26 protein-coding genes are annotated in these 25,991 nt (G+C 63.4%); 11 read left to right on the forward strand and 15 right to left on the reverse strand.

Annotation, left to right across the window (positions count from 1 at the left end; all coding sequences use genetic code 11):
• Positions 1-32: 32 nt before the first annotated feature.
• Positions 33-197, reverse strand: a complete 165-nt coding sequence (locus AC04SG_RS06560) for a hypothetical protein (RefSeq protein ID WP_185970361.1) — start codon at positions 195-197, stop codon at positions 33-35.
• A gap of 187 nt (positions 198-384) precedes the next feature.
• On the opposite strand from AC04SG_RS06560, the gene purL reads away from it, so the two are divergent.
• The 3 genes from purL (at position 385) to AC04SG_RS06575 (ending at position 3,482) form a co-directional block, all read left to right on the forward strand.
• Entirely contained in the window at positions 385-2,616 is a 2,232-nt protein-coding gene (purL, locus tag AC04SG_RS06565) for a phosphoribosylformylglycinamidine synthase subunit PurL (protein ID WP_488550358.1), read from the forward strand.
• The gene (locus AC04SG_RS06570) at positions 2,613-3,137 is read left to right on the forward strand and encodes a hypothetical protein (protein ID WP_192253561.1); all 525 of its coding nucleotides are present in this window, start codon (positions 2,613-2,615) and stop codon (positions 3,135-3,137) included. Before purL ends, AC04SG_RS06570 begins: the two co-directional genes overlap by 4 nt.
• A 111-nt stretch (positions 3,138-3,248) precedes the next feature.
• Entirely contained in the window at positions 3,249-3,482 is a 234-nt protein-coding gene (locus tag AC04SG_RS06575) for a BolA/IbaG family iron-sulfur metabolism protein (protein ID WP_192253559.1), read from the forward strand.
• A gap of 19 nt (positions 3,483-3,501) precedes the next feature.
• Here AC04SG_RS06575 and AC04SG_RS06580 read toward each other — a convergent pair whose 3' ends face one another.
• From AC04SG_RS06580 to AC04SG_RS06590, 3 genes are all read right to left on the reverse strand, one after another.
• Positions 3,502-4,701: a ZIP family metal transporter gene (locus tag AC04SG_RS06580; RefSeq protein ID WP_192253557.1), complete on the reverse strand. Its 1,200-nt coding sequence runs from the start codon at positions 4,699-4,701 to the stop codon at positions 3,502-3,504.
• On the reverse strand, positions 4,698-5,825 hold the full coding sequence (locus AC04SG_RS06585; protein WP_112561432.1) for a multicopper oxidase domain-containing protein: 1,128 nt from the start codon (positions 5,823-5,825) through the stop codon (positions 4,698-4,700). Before AC04SG_RS06585 ends, AC04SG_RS06580 begins: the two co-directional genes overlap by 4 nt.
• Before the next feature lie 117 nt (positions 5,826-5,942).
• Positions 5,943-6,749, reverse strand: a complete 807-nt coding sequence (locus AC04SG_RS06590) for a phosphodiester glycosidase family protein (protein ID WP_488550359.1) — start codon at positions 6,747-6,749, stop codon at positions 5,943-5,945.
• A 163-nt stretch (positions 6,750-6,912) separates the two neighbouring features.
• Here AC04SG_RS06590 and grxD point away from each other — a divergent pair, with 163 nt between their 5' ends.
• Positions 6,913-7,248 carry a Grx4 family monothiol glutaredoxin gene (grxD, locus tag AC04SG_RS06595; RefSeq protein WP_192253553.1) on the forward strand — a complete coding sequence of 112 codons (336 nt, stop codon included), beginning with the start codon at positions 6,913-6,915 and terminating at the stop codon, positions 7,246-7,248.
• A 133-nt stretch (positions 7,249-7,381) separates the two neighbouring features.
• Complete coding sequence (locus AC04SG_RS06600) at positions 7,382-8,650, forward strand: multidrug effflux MFS transporter (protein WP_488550360.1); 1,269 nt, start codon at positions 7,382-7,384, stop codon at positions 8,648-8,650.
• Positions 8,651-8,704: 54 nt separating this feature from the next.
• Here AC04SG_RS06600 and AC04SG_RS06605 read toward each other — a convergent pair whose 3' ends face one another.
• The 3 genes from AC04SG_RS06605 to rpsD all read right to left on the reverse strand — a co-directional run bounded on the left by AC04SG_RS06605 (position 8,705) and on the right by rpsD (position 11,183).
• Positions 8,705-9,532 carry an inositol monophosphatase family protein gene (locus AC04SG_RS06605; protein WP_488550361.1) on the reverse strand — a complete coding sequence of 276 codons (828 nt, stop codon included), beginning with the start codon at positions 9,530-9,532 and terminating at the stop codon, positions 8,705-8,707.
• Positions 9,522-10,415 carry a tRNA 2-thiocytidine(32) synthetase TtcA gene (gene ttcA, locus AC04SG_RS06610; protein ID WP_488550362.1) on the reverse strand — a complete coding sequence of 298 codons (894 nt, stop codon included), beginning with the start codon at positions 10,413-10,415 and terminating at the stop codon, positions 9,522-9,524. Before ttcA ends, AC04SG_RS06605 begins: the two co-directional genes overlap by 11 nt.
• Before the next feature lie 150 nt (positions 10,416-10,565).
• Positions 10,566-11,183 (reverse strand): 30S ribosomal protein S4, encoded by a 618-nt coding sequence (gene rpsD / locus AC04SG_RS06615; RefSeq protein ID WP_027028657.1) that lies wholly within the window; start codon positions 11,181-11,183, stop codon positions 10,566-10,568.
• Positions 11,184-11,725: 542 nt separating this feature from the next.
• Here rpsD and AC04SG_RS06620 point away from each other — a divergent pair.
• The gene (locus AC04SG_RS06620) at positions 11,726-11,878 is read left to right on the forward strand and encodes a hypothetical protein (RefSeq protein WP_488550363.1); all 153 of its coding nucleotides are present in this window, start codon (positions 11,726-11,728) and stop codon (positions 11,876-11,878) included.
• Between the two features lie 76 nt (positions 11,879-11,954).
• On the opposite strand, the gene AC04SG_RS06625 is transcribed toward AC04SG_RS06620, so the two are convergent.
• Positions 11,955-12,143: a DUF3008 family protein gene (locus AC04SG_RS06625; RefSeq protein ID WP_112561427.1), complete on the reverse strand. Its 189-nt coding sequence runs from the start codon at positions 12,141-12,143 to the stop codon at positions 11,955-11,957.
• Between the two features lie 161 nt (positions 12,144-12,304).
• Here AC04SG_RS06625 and AC04SG_RS06630 point away from each other — a divergent pair, with 161 nt between their 5' ends.
• Positions 12,305-13,687, forward strand: coding sequence for an RNB domain-containing ribonuclease (locus tag AC04SG_RS06630; protein WP_488550364.1), 1,383 nt, complete (start codon positions 12,305-12,307; stop codon positions 13,685-13,687).
• On the opposite strand, the gene murI is transcribed toward AC04SG_RS06630, so the two are convergent.
• The 3 genes from murI to AC04SG_RS06645 form a co-directional block, all read right to left on the reverse strand.
• Entirely contained in the window at positions 13,684-14,484 is an 801-nt protein-coding gene (gene murI, locus AC04SG_RS06635) for a glutamate racemase (protein ID WP_488550365.1), read from the reverse strand. The genes AC04SG_RS06630 and murI overlap by 4 nt on opposite strands.
• A 148-nt stretch (positions 14,485-14,632) precedes the next feature.
• On the reverse strand, positions 14,633-15,235 hold the full coding sequence (locus AC04SG_RS06640) for a DUF805 domain-containing protein (RefSeq protein WP_488550366.1): 603 nt from the start codon (positions 15,233-15,235) through the stop codon (positions 14,633-14,635).
• Positions 15,236-15,314: 79 nt separating this feature from the next.
• A complete protein-coding gene (locus AC04SG_RS06645) occupies positions 15,315-16,163 on the reverse strand; it encodes an RNA methyltransferase (RefSeq protein ID WP_488550367.1) in 849 nt (282 codons plus the stop codon).
• Positions 16,164-16,384: 221 nt separating this feature from the next.
• Between AC04SG_RS06645 and AC04SG_RS06650 the strand changes: the two genes are divergently transcribed.
• The 3 genes from AC04SG_RS06650 (at position 16,385) to AC04SG_RS06660 (ending at position 18,887) form a co-directional block, all read left to right on the forward strand.
• Positions 16,385-17,596: an NADP-dependent isocitrate dehydrogenase gene (locus AC04SG_RS06650; protein WP_112561422.1), complete on the forward strand. Its 1,212-nt coding sequence runs from the start codon at positions 16,385-16,387 to the stop codon at positions 17,594-17,596.
• Between the two features lie 74 nt (positions 17,597-17,670).
• Complete coding sequence (locus AC04SG_RS06655; protein WP_488550368.1) at positions 17,671-18,285, forward strand: glutathione S-transferase family protein; 615 nt, start codon at positions 17,671-17,673, stop codon at positions 18,283-18,285.
• A 20-nt stretch (positions 18,286-18,305) separates the two neighbouring features.
• Positions 18,306-18,887, forward strand: a complete 582-nt coding sequence (locus tag AC04SG_RS06660) for a demethoxyubiquinone hydroxylase family protein (RefSeq protein WP_488550369.1) — start codon at positions 18,306-18,308, stop codon at positions 18,885-18,887.
• A gap of 4 nt (positions 18,888-18,891) precedes the next feature.
• On the opposite strand, the gene AC04SG_RS06665 is transcribed toward AC04SG_RS06660, so the two are convergent.
• The 4 genes from AC04SG_RS06665 to recA form a co-directional block, all read right to left on the reverse strand.
• Positions 18,892-19,371 (reverse strand): DUF2269 family protein, encoded by a 480-nt coding sequence (locus AC04SG_RS06665; protein ID WP_488550370.1) that lies wholly within the window; start codon positions 19,369-19,371, stop codon positions 18,892-18,894.
• Entirely contained in the window at positions 19,368-20,681 is a 1,314-nt protein-coding gene (locus AC04SG_RS06670) for an SDR family oxidoreductase (protein WP_488550371.1), read from the reverse strand. Before AC04SG_RS06670 ends, AC04SG_RS06665 begins: the two co-directional genes overlap by 4 nt.
• A 10-nt stretch (positions 20,682-20,691) precedes the next feature.
• Entirely contained in the window at positions 20,692-23,358 is a 2,667-nt protein-coding gene (gene alaS / locus AC04SG_RS06675; RefSeq protein WP_488550372.1) for an alanine--tRNA ligase, read from the reverse strand.
• 259 nt (positions 23,359-23,617) lie between these two features.
• Positions 23,618-24,718, reverse strand: a complete 1,101-nt coding sequence (gene recA / locus AC04SG_RS06680; RefSeq protein ID WP_112561417.1) for a recombinase RecA — start codon at positions 24,716-24,718, stop codon at positions 23,618-23,620.
• A 283-nt stretch (positions 24,719-25,001) separates the two neighbouring features.
• Between recA and AC04SG_RS06685 the strand changes: the two genes are divergently transcribed.
• Entirely contained in the window at positions 25,002-25,946 is a 945-nt protein-coding gene (locus AC04SG_RS06685) for a carbohydrate kinase family protein (protein WP_488550373.1), read from the forward strand.
• Positions 25,947-25,991: the final 45 nt, after the last annotated feature.

A 25,991-nucleotide genomic window follows, 5' to 3' on the forward strand; every position in this document is an offset into this window, starting at 1 on the left:
GGCTTAATTGGTGCTCGCGGCCCTGGCCTCGGTCAGCCCTCTGCCTTGAAGTTTTTGGCTTCCTTCGCACCCTTTTCCTTGCCGTGCTTCTCGGCCAGGTCCTTGGCTTGTTGCGGCGAAACGTCGGTGATCTCGGCAAGATGCATAGCTTCCTTGTCCGAGAGGCGATTGTCTTTCTTGCCTTGCTTGGTGGCCATATCCAGATCTCCTGATTGATTGGAGACCTAACGGCCGGAATGCCATAGCGTTCCCCGACGGGCTCCGTTGCCCCTCGCCTTGTGGCTTTCCGGCGTTTTTCGTCAGCGGATGGGGTGTATCACGCCAAAGCTTGCGATAAGAGGGGACTCAGAAATCCCCCTCTCCCATGGATACCAATCGCTGCCCATGACCATTTCCAATTCCGTGCCAATTACTCCGGAACTCATTGCCGCGCACGGGCTGAAGCCCGACGAATACCAGCGCATCCTCGATCTGGTCGGGCGCGAGCCGAGCTTTACCGAACTCGGCATCTTCTCGGCGATGTGGAACGAACACTGCTCCTATAAATCCTCGAAGAAATGGCTGCGCACGCTGCCCACCACCGGGCCGCAGGTCATCCAGGGTCCGGGCGAGAATGCCGGCGTAGTCGATATCGGCGACGGCGACTGCGTCGTCTTCAAGATGGAGAGCCATAACCACCCCTCCTACATCGAGCCCTATCAGGGTGCTGCGACCGGCGTCGGCGGCATTCTGCGCGACGTCTTCACCATGGGCGCGCGGCCGATCGCGGCGATGAACGCACTGCGCTTCGGCGCGCCGGACCATCCCAAGACGCGACATCTGGTCTCCGGCGTGGTTTCCGGCGTCGGCGGCTACGGCAATGCCTTCGGCGTCCCGACGGTTGGCGGCGAGGTCAATTTCGACGCTCGCTACAACGGCAACATCCTGGTCAACGCCTTTGCCGCCGGCCTTGCCAAGACCGATGCGATCTTCCTGTCGGAAGCCAAGGGCGTCGGCCTGCCGGTCGTCTATCTCGGCGCCAAGACCGGCCGCGACGGCGTCGGCGGCGCCACCATGGCCTCGGCCGAGTTCGACGACAAGATCGACGAGAAGCGCCCGACCGTGCAGGTCGGCGATCCCTTCACCGAAAAATGCCTGCTCGAGGCCTGCCTGGAGCTGATGGCATCGGGTGCCGTCATCGCCATCCAGGACATGGGTGCGGCCGGCCTCACCTGCTCGGCGGTCGAGATGGGCGCCAAGGGCGACCTCGGCATCGAACTTCAGCTCGACCAGGTGCCGGTGCGCGAAGAGCGCATGAGCGCCTATGAGATGATGCTCTCGGAAAGCCAGGAGCGCATGCTGATGGTGCTGCGCCCCGAGAAGGAAAAGGAAGCCGAGGCGATCTTCCACAAATGGGGCCTCGACTTCGCCATCGTCGGCAGGACCACAGACGATCTGCGTTTCCGCGTCATCCATCAGGGCGACGAGGTCGCCAATCTGCCGATCAAGGACCTTGGCGACAAGGCGCCGGAATATGATCGCCCGTGGGTCGAGCCGAAGAAGCCGGCGGCGCTGGCGGCTGGCGATGCACCAAAGGCCGATGTCGCCGATGCGCTGCTAAAGCTGCTCGGCGGGCCGGATTTGTCGTCGCGGCGCTGGGTGTGGGAGCAGTATGACACGCTGATCCAGGGCAATTCGCTGCAGCTGCCCGGCGGCGACGCCGGCGTGGTGCGCGTCGAAGGCCATCCGACCAAGGCGCTCGCCTTCTCCTCCGACGTCACACCGCGCTATTGCGAGGCCGACCCCTATGAGGGCGGCAAGCAGGCGGTGGCCGAATGCTGGCGCAACCTGACCGCCACCGGCGCGCTGCCGCTGGGGGCGACCGACAACCTCAATTTCGGCAATCCGGAGCGGCCGGAGATCATGGGTCAGCTGGTCGGCGCGGTGAAAGGCATTGGCGATGCCTGCCGCGCGCTCGGCTTCCCGATCGTGTCCGGCAATGTCTCGCTCTACAACGAGACCAACGGCCAGGGCATCCTGCCGACACCGACCATAGGCGGCGTCGGGCTGATCGCCGACTGGTCGAAGATGACGCGCATCGGCTTTGCCGCCGAGGGCCAGATGATCGTGCTGGTCGGCGCGCCGGCGACATGGGGCAGCCATCTCGGCCAGTCCGCCTATTTCAGGGACATTCATGGCCGTACCGACGGCTCACCGCCGCCGGTCGACCTCGCGCATGAGAAGCGCGTCGGCGACCATGTGCGCGCGCTGATCGCGTCGGGCGTGGTGACTGCCGCGCATGACCTTTCCGATGGCGGCCTTGCCGTGGCGCTGGCCGAAATGGCGATGGCATCCGGCATCGGCGCCACCATTCCGGGCCTTGCCGGCACCGACCCGATCCCGGTCTGGTTCGGCGAGGACCAGGGCCGCTACCTCCTGACGCTGTCGGTCGATCCGCAGAGCAAGGAATGGGACGCCATCCGCGAGGAGCAGAGCAAGCTCGGCATTTTTGCGCCATGGATCGGCTCGACCGGCGGGCACGAGCTTAAACTCGGCGATGCCAGGGCGATCGCGGTCAGCGAATTGACCGCCGCCCATGAAGGCTGGTTCCCGCGCTTCATGGACAACGCCAGTTGAGCAGACTGGCTGCCCGGACGCTGATCGCTGTCGTCTTCTGGCCGTCGCTGTTCTTCTTCTGGTTCCTCGGCCCGTTCGTCTTTTTCCTGCTGTCGACGACCTCAAGCGAGGTCTGTCCGCTGCTGGAAAGGCGCGAGCAATTCCTTGAGGCGGCCAACGGCGCGCTTCCGATGCTGGTCCTGCAGAACCTCCTTTATGCGGTTCCGATCATCTGCCTGGTGCTTTGGATCCGGCTTTTGCCGGACCCGGCGCGGGCAAGACATGTCGTCACCTGCATCAAGCTTTTTATTGTTGCAGTGGTCATAGGGGCGCTGTGGGAATATGGCTCGTCGCTGGCCTGCGACGGCTACGGCCAGCCATTCTTCTCGCCATTGTGGCAGATGACCAGCTATCTTCCCCTCGTCAGCCTGGTGATCAACATTCCGCTCTATGTCCTGACCTTCAGCCTTGGCCGGGGGTTCTCGACCCGCGACGACATCACCGAGGATGGTGTGGTCCACCCGCGGCAGGATGGCCCGTAGGTCCTGTGTTGATGGACAGGACGGCTTCAATCCGAGCCGGAAAGGCTTTAGGCTTACGCCCGAGTCACATCGTACAAGCTGCCTAGCCGCCGCCCAGAACAGGATTTTGCCATGGCAATGGATGCCCACGACATCGAAAAACTGATCAAGGCCGGCATTCCGGACGCCAAGGTGACGATCCGCGACCTCGCCGGCGACGGCGATCACTATGCGGCCGAAGTGGTGGCCGAGAGCTTCCGGGGAAAGAGTCGCGTCCAGCAGCACCAGATGGTCTATGACGCGCTGAAGGGCAATATGGGCGGCGTGCTGCACGCGCTGGCCCTGCAGACCAGCGTGCCGGACTGAACATCCCGGCCGGCGCGGCTCAGATCTTCACCAGCATCGCCGTGAGGTACATGAAGCCAACACCGGTCGCCAATCCGGCCATCGCACCCGGCGCGAACACTGCGCGTGTGCCGTCGGCTCGCTGACGCATCTGCATCGACACGAGTTCGACGATCACTTGCAGGATTGCTCCCGCGCCGACCGCCAGCGCCAGCGCCGACCATTGCGGGGCATAAGCAAGGCTGCCGATCCATAGGCCGACGACCGCTGGCCCGCCCGCGAGCAGCGTCAGCGCGGCGAAGGTCCGCAATGGCGGGCGCTGCTTCAGGATCGGGGCGGCAATGCCTATGCCCTCGGTGATGTTGTGCAATGTGAAGCCGAGCACGAGGAAGGTGCCCAGCCCCGCCGCACCCGAAGCAAAGGCGGCGCCGATGGCCAGCCCTTCGCCCAGATTGTGCAGGCCGATGCCGAGCGCGATGAAGGTGGCGAGAGCCAGACCGGTTGGTGTCCCGCTCCGCCGGCCCGCCGCCATCAGCAGCAGAAAACTGGCGGCGGCGGCAAGCACGATCATTGTCGATCCCTGGAACAGGGCGGCTGCCTCGCCGGCCAGTTCGAACGCGTCCTCCAGCGCATCGACGAACAGGAAGGCGAGCAGCCCGACGGTCAGCGACAGCAGAAAGTCCATGCCGGCCTGCCCCACGCCACGAAGCGCTGGGTAGAACATGAGGCCGATCGCCACGGGCAGGATGCCGACGAAGGCGCCAAGCACCGCCTGCGCGACGAAGCTCAGCGAATCGCGCGTCGGCGTCGGCACGGCGACGGCGATCTCGTGCCCGAACGTCGTGCCGGTGCTGGTCACGACGTTGATCGCATGGGCCTCCCCCAGCACCCAGGGATACGGCAGACTGATCCACGCCGTGGCGCCGCGCGCGATCGGACCCGGCGGATCCTGCGTGAACTGCCAGTAGGCATCGTCGACCTGGACCTGCGCGACGGTCATCGGTTCCGACCCGCCGGCCCGGACGAGAACCCGGATGCCGTCGGCCCCCAGGATCGTCCGCTCGAAGGTGAGGTTCTCGACCGGCGGCGCACCGTTGCGGAAGTTCGACAGCAGGTCCGAGGAGACCAGCCAGACGATCGCCAGCCCAAGCACGGCCAGCGGCAACGCGATCCAGGCCAGATAGGCCCAGCTTGAGCGGTTGGCGCGTGTTTCGGCGGAAGGCTGGCTCAGATCGGTCACGACACGGCCTCCACGACGTCGAACATGCCGGACCAACCGAGTTCGGTAAATTCCGACTGGTGGGGATGGAACATGTAGAGGCCCGGTTCGTGCTCCCGGAAATGGAATTCGAGGATGCCGCGCTCAGCCTGGCACTGGGTGATCAGGTCGACGGTCTTGAGCGTGGGGGTGAGCGTCGTGCCCTGATTGTAGTAGTCGAAGAAATTGGCATGCAGGTGGAAGGAATTGATCGGATCGAACTCGACGACGTTGACGAGATAGATGCGGACGGGCGTGTCCTTCAGCACCCGGATCGGCTTTTTCGCATAGGCGTGGGCGACGGTGTTGACGGCGTAGACCTCGTTCTCGTTGTCGAAGTTGGTGTCGAAGGCATTCATGACCATGACGAATTCCTGCCAGCCGGCATTCTCGGGCGTGCCGAGCAGGCGCGAGCGGGCGACCGCCTCGTGCTCCGGATGCCGGGCCGGATCGGGATCGATCACGAAGGCGCCGTACATGCCCTTCTGGATGTGCCGCTTCAGCGGCAGCGCGTGGCAGTGGTAGAGATGACAGCCGAACGGCCTGGCATCGAACTCGTAGACGAACTCCTCGCCTGGCCCGATCAGGCCGGCGCCGGGGACGCCATCCATGCGCGCGGCATGAATGCCGTGAAAATGCATCGAATGCGGGTGCGAGCCCTGGTTGCGGAAGACGATCTTCAGGCGCTCGCCTTCGGTCGCGCGTAAGGTCGGTCCCGGCACGCGACCATTGTAGGTCCATGCTGGAAACATGATGCCGGGCGCGATCTCGATCTCCTTGTCCTCGGCCGTGACCTCGAAAGTGCGAAGCGTCCGCCCGTCCGGCAGCGTCGACACCGTCCCGGTGTCCCAATCGGTGAGCAGTTTGGATGGATCGAAGCCGTTGCGCGCGTCGTCGACCTCGCCGACCGTGATCATCGCGCCATGGGCCGACAGATGCGCTGGCGGCGCTTCAGCGGCTGCCTGAGGCATCTCGTGGCCGGCGTGGCTTGTCTGCCCGCGAGCGGCACTTGCCGCGACCGCAGTGCCGCCGGCAGCCATAAGGCCACCGGCCAGAAGCAGCCTTCGATCGAGCTTTCGCTCCAGCAAGGATTTCGTCTCGCTCATGCCTGCACCCTCCATATGCCAGCGAGAATAGCGTATGCTTCAAGATTTAGCTATAGCTATATTCCGGAGAGCGGCCGATCGATGACGAACAGGTAGGCGAAGGTCTTCTTTGGGAAGCTACTCGGTTGCAGGCTTCTTCGCCGAGACTGAGATGATCGGCCCCGCCGGATATTTCCCGCCGACGATCATCCTCTCGCCGTCCGACAGCGCCGAGACCGCGCCGTCGAGAAACAGCGCGTTGCGGCAGCCAAGCGCGTCGCGGAACAGCCGCGCGAAGCTGCCGAGACTCACTTCCGAGCGCGAAATAGCCAGCACCACGGTGTTTTCGTCGCGCACGCCGACGCCATTGCGGATGTAGCGGGAGGTGCCATTGGCCTCGAAGCGCGGATGAAGTGCGCCGTCGATCACCAGCATCGGGCCGGACTGGGTGGCGAAAGCGACGTCGGGCTTCGCGGCGGCATAGGCGGCGCTCTCCATGACCGCGGCCTTGCCGTCCTTGCCCAACAAAAAGACGCCGTTCGGTTTCAGGAAGAAATTGCCTTCGCCGTCGGCAAGGTTGAGCGGCGATTTTTCGCTGCCGTTCTCGACCAGCAGGCCGACCGGCGACAAATCCTGGTGATACATGCCGCCATTCATGGCGAGCAGCACCGGCCTGCCCTCGCCGGCAACCGCCTTGTCAAAGGCCTCCAGCGAGCCGAAGGGCTTGCCGTCGGCACCGGCATAGAAAACTCCAATGCTGTTGGCGCGAAGATCGATCTCGCAGACGACATAAGTCACAGCCTCGAAGGCGACACTCCGGCAGGGCGCGGGCAGTTCACCACCGATGACCAAAGGCGGCGGCGCGGGACGTCTCGGCCACCAGATAATGGCAATTGCCACCAGCAGGATGGCGATCAGAAGGGCTGCGCCGTATCGTCTTTTCATCATCTTCCGGAGGCTGCAATCGGGCGGGATGCTTGGCCCAAGACAGGCGATCCTTTGCGCCATTTCCGCGGCTACGGCGCAAACATCTTGTTTCGGCCCATCTATGGGTTTATTTGATGGCTATGCTTCGAGCCTGACTCCCACAGGCGTGAAAGGATATTCCATGAGCGGCATCAACGACTACATCGACAGCGAAGTGAAGGGCAATGACGTCGTCCTTTTCATGAAGGGCACGCCCGGTTTTCCGCAGTGCGGGTTTTCCGGCCAGGTTGTCCAGATCCTCGATTACATCGGCGCCGACTATAAGGGCGTCGACGTGCTGACCTCGGCCGAACTGCGCCAAGGCATCAAGGAATACTCGAACTGGCCGACGATCCCGCAGCTCTACGTCAAGGGCGAATTCGTCGGTGGTTGCGACATCATCCGCGAAATGTTCCAGGCGGGCGAACTGCAGACGTTCCTCGTCGAAAAGGGCATTAGCGTCAAAGCTCCCGCCTGATTCTGGGGCGCCTGATTCTGGCTTGAGACTGGGGCAGCCCCGCCCCGGCAAAATGTTACCTCCCCTTGGTGGGTGAGGGCGAACCGATGCGCCGGCATGCCGGCGCATATTCGTTTTGAAGATCGGACCCGCCGTGGACCAGCAGTCAGACGCGCCGCAACAGGCAAGCAACTTGCCTATTCCGCGCTGGGAATTCATCGCGCTGTGCGCGGCGCTGATGGCGCTGAACTCGCTGGCCATCGACATCATGCTGCCGGCGCTGCAACAAATCGGCGCCACGCTTGGCGTCGAAAATGAAAACCACCGCCAATATGTCATCACCGCCTACATGCTCGGCTTCGGCGGCGGGCAGCTTTTGTTCGGGCCGATTTCGGACCGGTTCGGACGCCGCGCGCCGCTGGTCGTCGGGCTGGCGATCTATGTCGTGGCGGCGGCGGCCGCCGCCATCGCCCCGTCATTCGCCATCCTGCTGCTGTGCCGACTGGTGCAAGGCATCGGAGCGGCGGCCACGCGCGTCATCGCGGTGTCGATCGTGCGCGACACGTTCGACGGCCGGCGCATGGCCGAGGTTATGTCGCTGATCTTCATGGTGTTCATGGCTATCCCGGTGATTGCTCCGGGCATCGGCCAGTTCATCATGCTGTTTGCAAGCTGGCACTGGATTTTCATCACCATGGCGGTCGGAGCGCTGATCGTATCGGCGTGGTCGCTGCTGCGGCTGCCGGAAACACTGCGTCCAGAATATAGACGGCCGTTGACGGTCTCTTCCGTCGTCGGTGGGTTCCGCATCGTGCTCACCAACCGCCTCACGCTCTGCTACGCCTTTGCCAGCACCTTCATCTTCGCCGCGATGTTCGGCTTCATCATCTCCGCGCAGCAGATCTATATCGACATCTTCCATGTCGGCGAGCTGTTCCCGGTGATCTTTGCCGGCGTTGCGGGCGTGCTCGCCTTCTCGAACTACCTCAACTCGCGGCTGGTCGGCCGGGTTGGCATGCGCCGCCTGTCGCAGGGCGCACTGCTTCTCTTTCTTTGCATCAGCCTTGCGTGGCTGGTGGTTTCGCTCGAGATGAACATGCCACTCTGGCTGTTCATCACCTTCTTTGCCTCAGCGATGCTGCCTTTCGGCGGGCTTGGCGCCAATTTCAACGCGCTGGCCATGGAGCCGCTTGGCCAGCTCGCCGGCACGGCCGCATCCATTCTGGGCTTCATGCAGACCTTTCTCGGCGCCATCATCGGCGCGCTGATCGGTCAAGCTTTCAATGGGACGGTGACGCCGCTGGCCGCCGGCTTTTGCAGCGTCTCGGTTGCAGCGTTGCTGATGATCCTGATTGCCGAGCGCGGCAAGATGTTTCAGCCACACAACCCACCCATTTCAGGGCACGTCACCGACCTGCATTGATTTTGATCTGGAGGCCGGACGCCTGGGACTTAAAGGCCAGAGCAGGAATTGGTCCTACTCAGCCCACAGCTCCCGGCGCAATTCCTGCCAGCTTTCCCTGTCGGGCGCGACCAGGATGCCGCCGTCGACATGCGACGGCAAATAGGCGCTGCCGTCGATGCGCGCGGTGTGACCGCCGGCCTCGCCATGGATCAGCACGCCGGCCAGATGGTCCCACGGCATCAGCTTGTTGTAGACGACGAAATGGGCGTGGCCGCTGGCCAGCAGCCGGTATTCATGCGCCGCGCAGCGATAGCCGAACTGCGACAGCGTCTTGGTCTGGTTGCGCGCCAGAAGCGAGCGTTGCGGCTCGGCCAGATATTGCCAGGAAACCGAACCGGTCATCTGCGAGACGGGCACGGCATCCGCTACGTGCACCTTCTCCAACGCGCCATGCGCATGGCGGATATGGCTGCCGGCGCCCTTGGCGCCGATCAGCCAGTCCTTGCCTACGGGATCATGGATGATGCCGGCCACGGTCTCGCCCTTGACCACGGCGCTCAGCATGACGCCGAACAGCGGCACGCCGGAGGCGAAGTTGAAGGTGCCGTCGACCGGATCGACGACGAAGGCGAGATCGGCGTCGCCGAGCCCCTGGAGCAACGCCGGATTGTCGGAACAAGCCTCCTCGCCGACGATCATCGCCTGGGGGTAGCGCTCGCGCAGCCTTGCCGTGATCAGCCGTTCGGCATTGACGTCGGCCTCGGTCACCAGGTCGGCGGCCGAGGTCTTCTGGCGTACGTCTCCCTCGCCCAGCCGGCGAAAGCGCGGCATGATCTCGGCCCTGGCTGCATCGGCGAGAAGCTCGGCCAGCCAGTCGATCGCACGGTCGTCAAATGTCATCGGAAAGGTCTTGTCCTGCGGTAAGGCTGCCGTTGAGGGCTGTGAAATCGAACAGTTTGCGGTCGAGCAGATGCGACGGCCTGGTGTTGGACAGCGCGCGCAGCATCGTGTCCTTGCGGCCCGGCATGCGCTTTTCCAGATCGTCCAGCATCGCGTTCATGGCGTTGCGCTGCAGGCCTTCCTGGCTGCCGCAGAGATCGCAGGGAATGATCGGGAATTTCATCGCGGCGGCGAATTTTTCCAGATCTATCTCGGCGCAGTAGCTCAGCGGCCTCAGCACCATGACGTCGCCGTCATCGTTGAGCAGCTTTGCCGGCATGGCTGCAAGGCGGCCGCCATGGAACAGGTTCATGAAGAAGGTTTCAAGAATGTCTTCGCGGTGGTGGCCGAGCACCAGAGCCGAACAGCCCTCTTCGCGCGCGATGCGGTAGAGATGGCCGCGCCTGAGCCGCGAGCACAGCGAACAATAGGTGCTGCCCTGGGGCAACTTGTCGGTGACCACCGAATAGGTGTCCTGGTACTCGATGCGATGGGAAATGCCGTACGCGTCGAGATAATCCGGCAAGATGTGTTTCGGGAAATTCGGCTGGCCCTGGTCGAGATTGCAGGCGAGCAGCTCGACCGGCAGCAGGCCGCGCCATTTGAGATCGAGCAGCACGGCGAGCAGTCCGTAGGAATCCTTGCCGCCGGACAGCGCCACCAGCCAGCGGTCGCCTGGCCTGACCATGGCGAAGTCCTCGATCGCCTGGCGGGTCAGCCGCAACAGCCGCTTGCGCAGTTTGTTGAATTCGACCGAGGACGGCACGTCGGCGAACAGCGGATGGAAGCCACCTTCGGCATCGGCAACCGGTTCAAGCAGATCGGCGTTTGGCAACATGTTCATGGCGCGTCGGCCCAATCCCTGTTGCGCCCGGATTAGCGCATTGGCTCGAAAATCGAAATCGGTTTTTGGTCGATGCTTCGCAAAGCGCGATGGACAAAGAAAAAGGCCGCCTCGAGAGGCGGCCTTCGATATCTGCGGCAAAGAGGCCTATCAGCGCGAATAGAATTCGACGACCAGGTTCGGTTCCATCTGCACGGCGAACGGAACGTCCGCCAGGCCGGGGATGCGCGAGAAGGTCGCGACCATCTTGTTGTGATCGGCTTCAATGTAGTCCGGCACGTCGCGCTCGGCGAGGCCGACCGATTCCAGAACGATCACCAACTGCTTCGACTTTTCGCGCACTTCGATGACGTCGCCCGGCTTGCAGCGGTACGAGCCGATGTTGACGCGCTTGCCGTTGACGTTGACGTGGCCGTGGTTGACGAACTGGCGGGCGGCGAAAATGGTCGGCACGAACTTGGAGCGGTAGACGACCGCGTCCAGCCGCGACTCGAGCAGGCCGATCAGGTTCTCGGAGGTGTCGCCCTTGCGGCGGTCGGCCTCTTCATAGACTTTGCGGAACTGCTTTTCCGAAACGTCGCCATAGTGACCCTTCAGCTTCTGCTTGGCGCGCAGCTGCAGGCCGAAGTCGGAAAGCTTGCCCTTGCGGCGCTGGCCGTGCTGGCCGGGGCCGTATTCACGCTTGTTGACCGGGGACTTCGGGCGGCCCCAGATGTTTTCGCCGAGACGGCGGTCGATCTTGTACTTCGCGGATTCGCGCTTGCTCATCGCATTCCCTTTCAAAACAAACCACCCGGAACCTCATGGTCCGGGTGAAGGAAACGCGCCCTCCTCTGGCCTCCGTTTTCGAGACCTGACAGGGTTTTCCACGCAATGCGGTGGAAAACCCACGGGACACGTCAGTTTAACAAGGCCAAGGAAACGATAAACCTGTTTTTCCTGGGTTCTTGCCATGCAAAAGAAACCACCGGGCATTGCGGCCCGGTGTTGGTGGGCTCGTTAAACGGAGATTTAACCGGTGTCAAGCTCGCGGCTGGCACCGGCTGCGGCAACCCTATAGCTTTTCTGGTGTTAAGTGCGGTGCCGAATGTGGCGGGGTCGTTGCCAACGGCATTTGAGCGACGTGCGTCCATTCGGACGCACAAAGTACGCTCAAAACGCTTTTTGGGTTTCGCATCGTACTTTCCGAAAATCGATCGATTTTCGGGTCGATGCGGAAGGAAGGGACTGGAGCTAGAGGAGCCAAAAGTCGTATGAAAAATTCTTCCTTTCGTTGGTAAGTGCAGCCGTCCTGGCAGGATCGATGTCGATTGCCGTCCCCGAGCCGGCGATGGCCAGGCATTGGCACGGGTCACAGGCACCATCAGGTCTGCCGCATCGTGGTGAAGAAGAAGGTCGTCTGGCGGCACGGCCACAAGAAGGTCATCAGCTACAAGGTGAAGCGCTGCTGGTGGCGCTGGTAGGTTCGGCTTCGGCCTGAAGTGAAGAGCCCGCGGTCTGGGCCGCGGGCTTTGTTTTTGACGGCACAGTATCTAGGCCTCAGTCCGCCGATTTCTTCTCGGGCAGCCCCTTGCGCTTGGTCTCGGCGAATTCCTCAAGCTGCTTTTCGCTCATCGATTCATACATTTCGCGTGCGGCGCCTATGAGTTCGCCTTTCTTGGTTTCGCCGCGTTTGGCCGAAAGCGCGGCGCCGGCGGCCTTTTGCTGGGCTTGTGATTTTGCAGGCATATCGGTTCCTCCTTTGCTGCCAGAAGGAGAAACGTTGCGCTTCGGCGAGAGTTCCAGCTCTGGCGGCCAACTCCCGGTCCGCGCTTATGTCTCCCCATGGCCGGCCCGCCTGCCGGCAAATCGGCATTCCCGTGTCCGGAACGCCAGTGTAGGACAGCGCCATGAAATCATTGACCGATCCCTCGCAAGCCCTCGCTAACGGCCTTTCAAAAATCCGCACTGAGTTCCATGTGCCGGACGGGTTTCCGCCCAACGTGATGGCCCTGGCACAGAGGGCGGCCAGACGGGTGCCCAGCCAGCATGCCGACCGAACGGCGATGCCTTTCGTGACACTCGATCCGGCGACTTCCACCGATCTCGATCAGGCTTTTTCGATCGAGGCGAGCGGCAGCGACCTTCTGTTGCACTATGCCATTGCCGACGTGGCCTGGTTCGTCGAGGACGGAGACGCGGTGGATCTGGAAGCCTGGGCGCGGGGCGAGACGCTTTACTTGCCGGACGGTAAGGCCGGGCTCTATCCCCAGGTGCTTGCCGAGAGTGCCGCGAGCTTGCTGCCCAGCGGACCGCGTGCGGCAGTTGTCTTCACGATTCGGATCGCCGCGGACGGCGAGGTAAGACTGGATGGCGCGGAGCGGGCCATCATCCAGAGCCGCGCCAAGCTCGCCTATGACAGCGTGCGGGCCGCCGACGTTCCGGCCGGCTTTGCCGAAATTGCGCGGCGGATGGCGGCAAACGAAGAGCGCCGTGGCGCTTCCCGCGTCGATCCGCCCGAGCAGGAGGTGGAACAGCTTGCCGATGGCACATTCCAGCTTTCGTTCAGACCGCTGCAGCAATCCGAACAAGACAACGCCGCGCTTTCGCTCGCCGCCAACATGGCGATTGCCGACGCCATGCTGGCACACCGGACCGGACTGTTTCGGGTGATGGCGCCGCCGGATGCGTCCAAGGTGCAAAGACTGCGCAACGCGGCACTGGCTCTCGGCCTGTCCTGGCCGGCTTCGACCAGTCTGCGCGACTATCAGCGAACCCTTGATCCGGGCAACAGGCAACAGGCAGCGCTGATGCTGGAAATCCGCCGTGCCGGTTCCGGTGCGTCCTACCAACCCTATGAGGAAGGCGTTGTGCCGTGGCACGAGGCCATGGCTGCGACCTATGCCCATGCCACCGCGCCGCTGAGGCGGCTTGCAGACCGCTACGTCGTGCGTTGCGCGCTGGCAATCGCCAACGGCCAGCCGGTGCCGCAGGCCGTTACCGATGCGTTCGCCAGGCTGCCCACGGTTATGGGGCGGGCGGATGCCCGCGCCTCGCAGATCAACCACGCGGCCATCGACCTTGCCGAGGCGGTGATGCTGAAGGGACGCCAGGGTGAAATGTTCAAGGCCGTCGTCACCGACGTCGCCGACCAGCGTATGCGCGTACAGCTCTCGAACATGCCTGTCGTTGCGAATGTGAAGGCCTCCGGGTTCAGGCAGGGCGACAGCCTGACGCTAAGGCTTGTTTCGGCCGATCCGGATCAACGCCTCATTGTTTTCCAACCAGCCTAGCGTGCGCTCAACCCAAAGCCCTGCATCAGCCGGCTGATGGCGAAATCCGGCTTTCCCGAGGTAAAGACGGCGATGTCGGGCTCGCCTTGCGGCAACGCCCCGTCGACCGCCGGCAGCAGCGACAAGGCACGGCGGGCAATCGCCTCGGCCGGGTCTATCCAGTCGACCGGCCAGGGTGCTGTCTTGCGCATGCGGTTGGCCAGGAACGGGTAGTGCGTGCAGGCGAGCACGACGATATCGGTGCGCAAATCGTCATGCTGGACGAAGCACGGTGCGATCTCGGCGCGCACGGCCTCTTCGTCGACAAAGCCCTCGCGCATGTAGGCCTCGGCCAATCCGGCCAGATTGTTGCTGCCGACCAGGCGGACATGGCATTTCTGCGCCCATTTGCCGATCAGGTCGCGCGTGTACTGGCGCTTCACCGTGCCCGGCGTCGCCAGCACCGAGACCAGCCCGGAGCGGGTGCGCTCGGCTGCCGGCTTGATCGCCGGCACCGTGCCGACAAAGGGATGGCCGGGGAATGCTTCGCGCAGCGCGTCGATCACCAGCGTCGAGGCGGTGTTGCAGGCGATGACCGAAATCGCCGGCTGAAAACGGTCGAGCAGCCTGGCGAAGAGATCGAGTATGTGAGCCTGCAGCGCCGGCTCTTCCCAGGCGCCGTAAGGAAAGGCCTTGTCATCGGCGACGTAGACGAAGCGCCGGTCGGGCATCAGCACGCGGGCTTCGCGCAACACCGTCAATCCGCCAACGCCGGAATCGAACATCAGGATCGGGCGGTGGCTTGATCGATCGCTCATTGATGTCGGACCATGGAAAGGGGCTGGAGATCAGAAGGGCTGGCCGGTGATGTGGCCGATGCCGTTCTATCTGCAACGATCATGGTCTTGAAGTGGCGAATTCACCCAAGTTTTGCGCAAAGCCGGCGAAGACCGCTTTCCGATTGCTCTACAGCCCACGCTTGCCGAAGCCCGCGGGCTTTGGCCGACCCACCGGTTGGACGGATGGCACCGAGCGTGTGGCCGGTGCGGCGGCGTGCGCAGTGGATGGCGCAGCGCTGTTGGCCATCCGGCCGCTGGCCGACGGAACAGCGCCCTCGAAATCGAAAACCGATGTCAGCTCATCGATATTGCTGCCCGACACCGGTTTCGCCACCAGGATCGTGCACCAAAGGCCAAAGATCGACAGCGCAAGCAGGTTCAAACCACTGGGCGTGCTTTCCGGATTGTTGAAATCGATGACCAGCAGCGTGCCGGCCTGCAGGAAGGCGTAGATGGCGCAGAACACGATGTAGGACCACAGGATCCAGCCCTTCCCGTTGGCGTCGCGGCTGCGCCGCCAGGCGATGTTGCCGCGCATAACCACAGCCAGCAGCGAAACGATGAGGACCGCGCCGGCCATTCCTTGCCGCGACGGACCAGGCGCGGAGTTGATGAAGCCCTCAAAGCCCATCGTGCCGACAATGCACACCAGAGCAGCCGTAACCTCGAGGAAAGCTACCCCAAGGGAATAGAAGAAGAAGCGCATGCGGCCGATATTGGAGGTGAACATGAGCGACCCACCGTTTTCACAACAATAGATCAGCACCAGGTAATATTCGGTTACGCCGGACGTTCGAAGCTTACAGAGCTTAACCTTCTTGGTCTGTCTTCCGGTTTCGCGCGGCGGCCGGAAGCCGTCTCGGATCGTCTCCGGGCGAGCCGTCGCCGCGCGGCCTGGCCGGCGAAAACCGGTCCAGCGACGAAATGATGCCGCGCAGCACCTTCAGTTCCGGCTCGGCAAACCCGGCGCGCGTCAGGACAGCGCGCAGGTTGTCGACCATCTTCGGCTTCTTCGGCGCCGGGCGGAAATAGCCGCGCGCTTCGAGCGCGCCTTCGAGATAGGCAAACAGGCCGTGCAACTCTTCCTTGCTCGCCGGCTTCATTTCCGGGCTGGAGAAATTGGTCGCCGTCTCGTCCTCCAGGCCCGACTTCATCCACTCATAGGACATCAACAGCACGGCCTGGGCGATGTTCAGCGACGAAAAGCCGGGATCGACTGGAAAAGTGACGATCTCGTCGGCGAGCCCGACCTCATCATTGTAGAGGCCGAACCGCTCGCGGCCGAACAGGATGCCGGTGCGCTGGCCAGCTATCTGACGAGCCCTCAGCGCCCTGCCCGCCTCGACCGGTCCGCGCACCGGCTTGAAGCCGTCGCGCTCACGCGCCGTGGTGGCGAAGACGAAATTGAGATCCGCCACCGCGGACGCCAGATCGCCAAACACGGTGACGGCATCGATGACATGGTCGGCGCGGCTGGCGGCAGCGCGCGCCTTCTCGCTTGGCCAGCCATCGCGCGGATTGACGAGCCTGAGTTCCGACAGACCGAAATTGGCCATGGCGCGCGCGACCATGCCGATATTCTCGCCGAGCTGCGGCTCGACGAGGATGATCGCCGGGCCGGCGGCGGAGACGTTTTCAGGAGGTTGCGCGGCGGACATGATCTCAATGAACTGCTGTTTGCGGCATTTTCAGCGTTCCCTGCCACATCCACCCGCCAAAATGAAGCGTTTGCAAAAAAACCAGGTCGTCGCACGGACGGCCCATTCAGCGCCGATCGGCGTTTGCGCCGCCAAATAGGCTTTGATATACGGGCCGCATCCTCGGCCGAAAGCCATGCGGGCAAGGCCGTTTTGTTCCCCAAAAGCGAGGCATTCTTTCCATGGCGAAGATCAAGGTGGCGAACCCGGTCGTCGAACTCGACGGCGACGAGATGACCCGCATCATCTGGCAGTTCATCAAGGACAAGCTGATCCACCCTTATCTCGACCTCAAGCTTGAATATTACGACCTCGGCATCGAGCACCGCGACGCGACCAACGACCAGGTGACCATCGATTCGGCCAACGCCATCAAGAAATGGGGCGTCGGGGTTAAATGCGCGACGATCACCCCCGACGAGCAGCGCGTCGAGGAATTCAAGCTGAAGAAGATGTGGAAGTCGCCGAACGGCACCATCCGCAACATCCTCGGCGGCACCATCTTCCGCGAGCCGATCATCATGAAGAATGTGCCGCGCCTGGTGCCCGGCTGGACCAAGCCGATCATCGTCGGCCGTCACGCCTTCGGCGACCAGTACCGCGCCACCGATTTTCGTTTCCCCGGCAAGGGCAAGCTGACCATCAAGTTCGTCGGCGAGGACGGCAAGGTGATCGAGCATGATGTGTTCGACGCGCCCGGCGCCGGTGTCGCCATGGCCATGTACAATCTCGACGATTCGATCCGCGAATTCGCCCGCGCTTCGCTGAATTACGGCCTGCTGCGCAACTATCCGGTCTATCTCTCGACCAAGAACACCATCCTGAAAGCCTATGACGGCCGCTTCAAGGACATTTTCCAGGAAGTCTACGAGGCCGAATTCGAAGCCGAGTTCAAGGCGAAGAAGCTTTGGTACGAGCATCGCCTGATTGACGACATGGTGGCGTCGAGCCTGAAATGGTCGGGCGGTTATGTCTGGGCCTGCAAGAACTATGATGGCGACGTGCAATCCGACACGGTGGCGCAAGGTTTTGGTTCGCTCGGCCTGATGACTTCGGTGCTGATGACGCCGGACGGCAAGACGGTGGAAGCGGAAGCAGCGCACGGCACCGTGACGCGCCACTACCGCCAGCACCAGAAGGGCGAGGAAACCTCGACCAATTCGATCGCCTCGATCTTCGCCTGGACGCGCGGGCTCGCCCACCGGGCCAAGCTCGACGACAATGCCGAACTGAAGCGTTTTGCCGAGACGCTGGAAAAGGTCTGCATCCAGACGGTCGAGAGCGGCTTCATGACCAAGGACCTGTCGCTGTTGATCGGCCCCGACCAGCCCTGGCTGTCGACCACCGGCTTCCTCGACAAGATCGACGAGAATCTGCAAAAGGCGATGGCATAAGCCGACAACGAAGGCTCCGAGAGGAGCCTTCGCTTTTTGGACGAGCAATGCGAGCAGGAGCGAAGGGCTGAGCGATGACCAAGCCGACCCTCTACGGCGCTGATTACAGCGTCTATGTCCGCATCGTCCGCCTCGTGTTGGCGGAAAAAGGCGTCGGCTACCAACTCGTGCCTCTCGATATCTTCGCGGCCGAGGGCATTCCGGCCTGGTATCTGGAGCACCACCCGTTCGGCCGCATCCCTGCCTTCGAGCACAACGGCTTTCGACTGTTCGAGACCAGCGCAATCGCCCGCTATGTCGATGAGGCGTTCGACGGCCCGGCGCTGCAGCCGAACGACCCGCACGGCCGCGCGCGGATGAACCAGATCATCGGCATGCTCGACGCCTATGCCTACAGGTCGATGGTCTGGGACGTCGCTGTCGAGCGGCTGGAGAAGGAAGCGCCCGACGAGGCGCTGATCGCCAACGGACTGCGCCAGGCCGAAACGGTGCTCAGGGTGCTTACCTCCCTCAAAGCGCCCGGGCCGTGGCTGCTCGGCGATCAGCTGACGCTGGCCGACCTGCATGCGGCATCCATCATCGCCTATTTCCTCAAGGTCCCCGAGGGGCAAAAGCTGCTTGCCGCGTTCGCCGACATCCAGGCCTGGTGGGACGGAATTGCAAAACGTCCGAGCCTGGCGGCGGGCTGACATGAGATTAGCGGGCGCCCATGGCTGACCTTTCTCGCCAGGACGCGCTCACCATTGCCAGAATAGTCAGGGTCAACCACGCCGGTGAGTTCGGTGCGATCAGGATCTATTCGGCCCAGATTCTGGTCGCCAAACGCTTCTGGCCGGGTTGCGTGCCATCCTTGTCGGAGATGCTCGGGCACGAGCGCACGCATTGCGCAGCGTTCCGCTCCACCATGCCGGAGCGGCAGTCGCGACCGTGCCGGGTGATGCAATTCTGGAGCTGGGGCGGCTGGCTGCTGGGTTTTGTGACCGCCCTGCTCGGCCCGCAAGGCATCTGGGCTTGCACGGCAGCTGTCGAAGCGACGGTACATCGCCATCTCGACGACCAGCTTTTCTTTCTGGCCAACTGCGACCCGGACTTGCACGGCATCATCCTGGCCATCCGCGAGGAAGAGCTTGCCCACCTCCATCATGCCGAAGCGCAGCTGAAATCACCCGGTCCGGCTATGAACCTTCTGCGGTCGCTGATTTCAGTCGCCACCGACGTGCTGATCTGGCTGTCCACCTGGGGCGACTCCAGCAGAATGACGCGCGCGCTGAAGGCGGCGAAGCAGAGCTAAGGTTTTAAAGGCCGATTGCCGGCCTTGTGACCATCAGCCAGAGAATGCCGAGCACGGCGGCGAAGGCCGGAAAGCCGCAAGCAAACCATATGCGAAACAGGCGCTTTTCCTCAGGCGGCAGCGGCGCGTTTTCGCTGGCTGCCTGCCGCGCCAGGTGGCGGATGCGGATCTGGATCCAGACCACCGGTAGCCAGAACAGGCCGGTCACGACATAAAGCAGCAGGGACAGCACGATCCAGCCTTCGGAAAGCGGCCAGCCCACGGCCTGCGCCAGCAGCGCGCCGGTGATCGGCTGCACGATGACGGCTGTTGCGGTGAAAATCGTGTCGGCGATGACGACGGCGTCCGCGACATGGGCAACGAGTTCGGCGCGACCGGTGCGCTGCGCCATCAGCATGAAGAAAGCGATGCCGGCACCGGTGCCGAACAACACCGTGGCGCCGATGATATGCGCCCAGCGCAAAAGGTCGACCCATAGGCTCATCGCTCGTCCAAAATCGCCAGCGCCACCAGAGCAAGGCAAAGTGCTGGAACAGCCTTGACCATCGCCCCCAAAGGATCAAGCCACAGATCGGGCGCAAGCGCGGTTGCTGCGCCAAGATAGACCAGCGTGATGGCAATCATCCCCATCAGTGCGAGGCGCGCCAAGGACCGCACGAGAACAGCGGCCCCGACAGCGATGTCGGCCACGCTCCCGGCAAGGACCATCCCGAGCGCGAGCGCCGGCGACAGGCCATGCGAGACCAGAATGTCGGCGGCCACATCCTGTTTGATAAAGCCGACAATTCCGGACACCAGCCAGAACAGCGACAGCACTCCGAATACGACCGGTTTCAGCAACCAGAGCCGGGCGAACCACCGCTCCTGGACGTGAGCCGGCATGGCGGCCAGCGTTGCTTCCAGCGGCTGCAATTTGTGATCTGAAATCTCGCTCCAGGACGCGGCGTTGCCGGTCACGCCGCGTGCCAGCGCGGCAAGGGCGGCGCTGCGCAAGGGCGATCGCCAGCCAAGCAGGCCGAGGCTGTCGGCAACAACAGCCACGATCCGCCCGAGAAAGGCCGGCATCGGGACGACGCGGGCCGGCGGCAGTCCAAGCCATGCCCGGAAGGCAAACAGCACATCGGCGAGCGGGCGCGGCTCGGCTTCGACGAGATCGACGGAAAGGCGCGGCGGCAGAGATCCGGCAACCGCACGCGACACGGCCTCAGTGACGTCCGTGACCGCCACGGTCTGGATGGGCCGGCGCGCCATCACGGCAGGGATGAAACTGGGAAAGGCGGCAAGCGCGCGCAAAAGTGCCGTCCCGCCATAGGCGGCAGGCGCGATCACCAGGCCCGGGCGCAGGATCGTCCATTCGAGCGATGAATTTGTGACGGCCTTGTCGCCCTCACCTTTGGTGCTGAAGAAAACATCTGATGAGGTGGGATCGGCACCGATGGCGGAGATCTGTACGAAACGGCTGATACCGGCCTGTTCGCAGGCGGCGACCAGCGCCACGACCGCGCCGCGATGGATGGCGTCGAGGCGGTCGCGCGGGCCATTCTGCAAAGCGCCGGCCGCATTAACCACCGCATCCATGCCGGCGACCATCGGCAGCCAGTCTTCAGCGGCAAGCAGCAGCGCCATGTCGGCCGCAATCCACTGCACAGCCGGCCAGCGCCGCTCGGCATCCCTGATGTCACGGCCGAGGCCGACCACCTGATGCCCGTTGCCAACCAGGCGGGCGACGACAGCTTCGCCGATCAGTCCGTAGCCGCCGAGGACGAGCACCTTCTTGCCGGGGCTATTGGGCATAGGATGGCTTTCAGGCTGCCTCCAGCGCCGCCTTGACCGCGGCGATCGCATCATTGGCCTTCGAGGCATCCGGGCCGCCGGCCTGCGCCATGTCGGGCCGCCCGCCACCACCCTGCCCGCCCAAAGCGGCGGACGCCACGCGCACCAGATCGACGGCGCTGAAGCGGCCGACAAGGTCGTCGGTGACGGCGACGACGACGCTTGCCTTGTTGTCCTCACCGGCGCCGACGAAGACGACGACGCCCGAGCCGAGCGAGGTTTTTCCCGCATCGGCCAGCGGCTTCAAATCCTTAGGCGACACGCCGGAAACCGCTTTGCCGAGGAAGCCGACACCGGCGACGGTCTCGTTCTCCGAGGGCGCGCCGGCCGCGGCGCCGCCGCCGAGCGCCAGTTTCTTGCGCGCTTCGCTCAGTTCCTTCTCGAGCTTCTTGCGTTCGTCGAGCAGCGTCTCGACGCGCGCCGGCACGTCGGCGGGCGAGATCTTCAATGTCGAGGCGACGGCCTTCAGACGCCTGTCCTGCTCGTCGAGATGTTTGCGCGCGGCTTCGCCGGTCAGCGCCTCGATGCGGCGCACGCCGGCGGCGACCGCGCTGTCGGAGACGACGCGGATCAGACCGATATCGCCGGTTGCCCGGACATGGGTGCCGCCGCAGAGCTCAACCGAATAGGGCCGGTTGGCCTTGGCGCCGTGCAGGCCGGTGCCCATCGACACGACACGCACCTCGTCACCATATTTCTCGCCGAACAGCGCCATGGCGCCTTCGGCAATGGCATCGTCGACCGACATCAGGCGGGTCGTCACCGGGCTGTTCTGGACGACGATTTCGTTGGCCATGCGTTCGACCTCTTCGAGGTCTTCCGCCGAGATCGGTTTGTTGTGCGAGATGTCGAAACGCAGCCGCTCCGGCGCGACCAGCGAGCCTTTCTGCGCGACATGGGTGCCCAGCACCTCGCGCAAAGCCTCGTGGATCAGATGCGTCGCGGAATGGTTGGCGCGCAGCCTGGTGCGGCGCGCATGATCAACCTTCAGCTCGACGGCGGCACCCGTTTTTACGGTGCCGCTTGCCACCTTGCCCAGATGCACGAACAGACCGTCGGCCTTCTTCTGCGTGTCGGAAACCTGGATCGCGAAACCTTCGCCGGAGATGACGCCGGTGTCGCCCATCTGGCCACCGGATTCGCCATAGAACGGCGTCTGGTTGACGACCACCGCCACCGCATCGCCCTTGCCGGCGCTGTCGACGGTCTTGCCGTCCTTGACCAGCGCCTGGATGAGGCCTTCCGCAGCTTCAGTCTCGTAGCCGAGGAATTCGGTGGCCCCGGTCTGTTCGCGCACGGCGAACCACACGGTTTCGGTGGCGGCCTCCCCGGAGCCGGTCCAATGCTTGCGCGCCTCGGCTTTCTGCTGCTCCATCGCATGGGTGAAGCCGGCAAGATCGACCGAGATGTTGCGCTGGCGCAGCGCATCCTGCGTCAAATCGAGCGGGAAGCCGTAGGTGTCGTAGAGCTTGAAGGCGGTCTCGCCATCCAGCATGTCGCCGGCATGAAGCGTTTCAGTCGCTTCCGAGAGCAGGCCGAGGCCGCGCACCAGCGTCTTGCGGAACCTGGTTTCCTCGAGCTTCAGCGTCTCGGTGATCAGCTGTTCGCCGCGCAGCAGTTCGGGATAGGCCTGGCCCATCTCGCGCACCAGCGCCGGCACCAGCTTCCACATCAACGGCTCCTTGGCGCCGAGCAGCTGCGCATGGCGCATGGCGCGGCGCATGATGCGGCGCAGCACGTAGCCACGGCCCTCGTTCGACGGCAGCACGCCATCCGCCACCAGGAAGGAGGACGAGCGCAGATGGTCGGCAATGACGCGGAAGGACGCGACCGTCTCCTTGTCAGGCCCCTGCCCGAGCGCCGACGACGCCGCATCGATCAGGTGGCGGAACAGATCGGTTTCAAAGACGCTTTCCACGCCCTGTAGGATCGAGGCCATACGTTCCAGGCCCATGCCGGTGTCGATCGATGGGCGCGGCAGATCGATGCGCTCTTCCTTGGTGACCTGCTCATACTGCATGAACACCAGGTTCCAGAATTCGAGGAAGCGGTCGCCATCCTCTTCCGGGCTGCCGGGAGGGCCGCCCCAGATGTGTTCGCCTCGGTCGATGAATATCTCCGAGCACGGACCGCACGGTCCGGTGTCGCCCATTGCCCAGAAATTGTCCGAGGTCGGGATTCGAATGATGCGGTCGTCGGAAAAACCAGCGATTTTCTTCCAGAAACCAGCCGCCTCATCATCGGTGTGGTAGACGGTGACCAGCAGCTTGTCCTTGTTCAACCCGAATTCTTTCGTGATCAGGTTCCAGGCAAGCTCGATGGCACGCTCCTTGAAATAGTCGCCGAAGGAGAAGTTGCCGAGCATTTCGAAGAAAGTCAGGTGGCGCGCGGTGTAGCCGACATTGTCGAGGTCGTTGTGCTTGCCGCCGGCGCGCACGCTCTTCTGCGCGGTCGTGGCGCGCGAATAAGGGCGCTTCTCCAGGCCGGTGAAGACGTTCTTGAACTGCACCATGCCGGCATTGGTGAACATCAATGTCGGGTCGTTGCGCGGCACCAGCGGGCTCGAGGCCACGACCTCATGGCCCTCCTTGCGGAAATAGTCGAGGAATGTCGACCGGATCTCGTTCACGCCACTCATCACTGCTGCCTTTTCGCGAAAACCGCCGGCACGGCCGGCGGAAACTGGTCTCTGCTTTTAGAAGATCGACTTGGCCTTTTAGCGGGCACGCCCCACCCTGTCCAGAAACACGGAATTGGGCCAATCGAGCAGCGCGTCGACCATCCAAAAACGAAAACCGCCGGCGCGAAGGCCGGCGGTTTGGAACGCGATACCAAAGAACTCAGTACTTAAGCATCGGATAATAGACTGGATTTATGGCCGAACTCTGACCATTGCCCTACATGGCGCCGGATTCTTCCTCGAAGCCGTCGTCTTCGCCGCGCTCAGGGCCGCCATTTTCAAGGAACTTTTCGGCGATCAGCCCGGCATTCTGCCTGAGCGCCAGTTCGATCTCGCGCGCCGTGTCGGGATTGTCGCGCAGGAACAGTTTGGCGTTCTCGCGGCCTTGGCCGAGGCGCTGCGAATTGTAGGAGAACCAGGCGCCCGACTTTTCGACCACGCCGGCCTTGACGCCGAGGTCGACCAGTTCGCCGGTCTTGGAGACGCCTTCGCCATACATGATGTCGAACTCGACCACCTTGAAGGGCGGCGCCAGCTTGTTCTTGACCACCTTGACGCGGGTCTGGTTGCCGACGACCTCGTCGCGGTCCTTGACCGAGCCGATGCGGCGGATGTCGAGGCGCACCGAAGCGTAGAATTTCAGCGCATTGCCGCCGGTGGTGGTTTCTGGCGAACCGAACATGACGCCGATCTTCATGCGGATCTGGTTGATGAAGATGACCATGGTGTTGGAGCGCGAGATCGACGCGGTCAGCTTGCGCAGCGCCTGGCTCATCAAACGCGCCTGCAGGCCGGGGAGCGAATCGCCCATTTCGCCCTCGATTTCAGCGCGCGGCGTCAGTGCCGCAACCGAATCGACCACCAGCACGTCGATGGCGCCGGAACGCACCAGCGTGTCGCAAATCTCCAGCGCCTGCTCGCCGGTGTCGGGCTGCGAGATCAGCAGATTTTCGAGATCGACGCCGAGCTTGCGGGCATAGACCGGGTCGAGCGCGTGTTCGGCATCGACAAAGGCGCAGATGCCGCCCTTCTTCTGGGCTTCGGCAACCGTGTGCAGCGCCAGCGTGGTCTTGCCCGAGCTTTCCGGCCCATAGATCTCGACGATGCGGCCGCGCGGCAGGCCGCCGACGCCAAGCGCGATGTCGAGGCCAAGCGATCCGGTCGGCACGGTTTCGATCTCGACGACCTGCTCATTGGCACCCAGCCGCATGATCGAGCCCTTGCCGAAGGCGCGCTCGATTTGCGACAGCGCCGCGTCCAGAGCCTTTGATTTGTCCACCGCTTTGTCCTCTACAAGCCGCAAAGAATTCTGAGCCATGATACATCACCCCTTGGTCGTCAATGAAGGCCGGACAATCCGTAATCCCTGCCCAGTTTGTACCTTTTTTGTTCTCGTTTGGCAAGAGGGGTCAAATATCTGAAAAACAATCTTTATCCTGATTTGTTCTTTTTTTGTCTCGTGGTTTGGTTTTCGGACGCTTTCCGCATGGGGCCAGACGGTCCGGCGGTTTGGCCCCGCCCGAATCGCTGGCTTGCCTGCGAAGCTCCGCCGCACAGCGTAGCGCTTGTGCGGCTCAAATAACAAAGGTCATATCGCCGGCATGGTGAAATCAGCAAGAATCCTGGCGGTGGGCGGCGCCCATATCGACCGGCGCGGCCAGGTGTCCGGCGCCTACGTGCCGGCAGCGTCCAACCCCGGGACGATGCGCGAGGATGTCGGCGGCGGCGTCTTCAATGCGCTGCGCAGCCTCGCGCGGCTTGGTGTTTCGGCCTCGCTCATGTCAATGCGCGGCGGCGATGCGGCGGGCGAGACGGTGTCGCGCGCCATCGCTGAGGCCGGCATTGCCGACCTGTCGGCGGTGTTCCTCGACCGCACGACGCCGAGCTACACCGCCCTGATCGACCGCGACGGCGAGCTGATCACCGGCTTTGCCGACATGGCGCTCTACGACCTGGCGTTTCCCAAGCAGCTCCGCCGCTCCAAGGTGCGCGAGGCGGTCGCCGAGGCCGATGCGGTGCTGTGCGACGCCAATCTCCCGTCTTCGGCACTCGAACGGCTGGTGGCGCTCGCCGCCGGCAAGCCGGTCTACGCCATCGCCATTTCGCCGGCCAAAGTGGTGCGGCTGATCCCGGTGCTGAAGGAGCTCGCGCAGGTCTTCATGAACCGGCGTGAGGCCATGGTGCTGGCCGGCGTCGGCGCCAATGCCACCGAGCGCGAGACCGTCGACGGCTTGCGCTGCAGCGGCCTCACCAGTGGCGTGGTGACGGCGGGCGACGGCCCGGTGCTCGGCTTTGACGAAGCCGGCGCCTTCTCCATCCTGCCGCCGGCGCCGAGAAAAATTGCCGACGTCACCGGCGCCGGCGATGCGCTGGCCGGCGCTACCATCGCTGCCCTGCTGCGCGGCCTGGCATTGCGACAGGCCCTGCGCGAAGGCGTGGCCGCCGCAACGCTTGCTATCGAGAGTGCGGATGCCGTGCCGGCCTTCACCGCCGCGACCTTTGCCGAGGCGCTGGCTCTTGTGCCGGAGGCGCAGGAAATGGCATGAGGGCGGCCAATTGCCATAGCCGGAGCTTTCTTGCTCCGGATCGGA

It is taken from the genome of Mesorhizobium sp. CNPSo 4684 (assembly GCF_057784315.1).